The sequence below is a fragment of the Neokomagataea anthophila genome (assembly GCF_018122595.1).
Classification (GTDB): Bacteria; Pseudomonadota; Alphaproteobacteria; order Acetobacterales; family Acetobacteraceae; genus Gluconobacter; species Gluconobacter anthophilus.
The window spans coordinates 1-248 of sequence record NZ_JAGRQH010000102.1; the positions used below are offsets into that span (position 1 = coordinate 1).

The 248-nt window shown below is 54.8% G+C and carries 1 protein-coding gene; it reads right to left on the minus strand.

Annotation, left to right across the window (positions count from 1 at the left end; translation table 11 throughout):
• The coding region (locus KB213_RS12225) for a hypothetical protein (RefSeq protein ID WP_211683521.1) at positions 1–248 on the minus strand (248 nt) is incomplete at both ends.

The following is a 248-nucleotide window of genomic DNA, read 5'->3' on the forward strand; positions in this document are numbered from 1 at the left end:
CTCTTCGTCGGCCAAACCGTTTGGCCGCCCGGCCAATTGATGCCCCATACTAAACACATCGCCCAGAGCAGGTTCCAGGTTATGAATAAGCTCAGGCAAGCTCACCAATAAGCGAGCCACCGTGGGCTGAGCAGCCAACCCCTGATGAAGGTCGGTCAAACTGCTTTTCAGGGTTTTTAGCCAGCGTAAGCAGCCGTGCACGGCAAAGCGATGAGCAAAATGGGAAAGCGCTTTTTCCGGCAGGTGAT